Raw genomic sequence first — 1,112 nt, 5'->3', positions numbered from 1 at the left:
TTGTAATTATGAGTTTAAGAGTCAATTCAAATTTGTACACTATCATATGCATTTTTACATTTCTAACTTCCTGCAAGAAACCAACTAAAGTATATTTTTTAGAACATTCCTATGAAGGTTTTAAACCTATTCCTCCAATTGATTACGATACAAAAAAAATTATTCAAATAGACTCAGTAGGACATGTGGATACTGTGTATTTGCCTCAGCTGTTTCAAAATAAAAAAGAGATTCTTGACTTTTTACCTAATGAAACTGTTTTAGTAACCATATCTACATTTGATGAGTCAGGCAATGTTGTTTATTTGGGAAACACAGTCTCTGAAAGTGCGTGTGATTATGTAGTAACCATGGACTATGTAAAGTATACCACAGTTAAAGTAATAACTACCGATAGCCTGTATTGCATAGGTTTATTAAAAATAGGAGTTGGGATTAGGCTTACGGCTAACATCACTACTTTTAAGGCAAATCTTAATATTGGCGATTTAGGAGCTATAGGAGTCGCTGCGGATGAAAATAACCTTACGGGGACACTGCTATTAGATGTAGTGGGCATTGAATCCAAAGACATTACTTCACTCATCCCTCTGCCTAAGTCAATTTCTCTTGCATCAATACAAGATGCAGTTGAAGCCATTATTGTGATTAAAAATAAAATCTATGAAGATGGTACCAAAATTGAACCTCAGGTAATTGCTGTGAAAAAAGTTGGGGGAGATTGTCCAACCAATAGCCTTTTAAAAACATTGTATAAAACTGTAGAGTGAATTCCTTTCCAGTTAAAAAATAAAAAGTATAACAATTATTGAGAAGGAAATTTTTCTGAAATTCTAAATATAAAGGTTTCGCTTTTAGATCGGATTTAGTGGCTCAATTTGAAACGTATTATTGAGTCCGCTCCAAAAAGTCGAAAGTGGCGTATTAATGATTTCCACACCCTCTAATTTAACTGTATAGGCCGATTTTGAGTGTGGACTTTGGTCAAATTTTGGAAAAATGGGATTTTCGGAGTGGACTCATTATTAAGATTAAAAAGATTTACAAAGAAATTTCAATATTGATAATGGTGTTCATAGTTGTATCCAACTAGAATAGTTATCTATTTAAGA

General features: G+C 32.6%; 1 protein-coding gene. It reads left to right on the top strand.

The window, feature by feature from the left end; translation table 11 throughout:
* A partial coding sequence (locus E1171_RS00935) for a hypothetical protein (RefSeq protein ID WP_222931313.1) occupies positions 1–770 on the top strand: 770 nt, incomplete at its 5' end.
* Positions 771–1,112 lie beyond the last annotated feature (342 nt).

This window comes from Xanthovirga aplysinae, from assembly GCF_009711365.1.
Classification (GTDB): domain Bacteria; phylum Bacteroidota; class Bacteroidia; order Cytophagales; family Cyclobacteriaceae; genus Xanthovirga; species Xanthovirga aplysinae.
The sequence above is the reverse complement of the archived record's forward strand: the minus strand, read 5'-3'. Positions and strand labels throughout refer to the sequence as shown.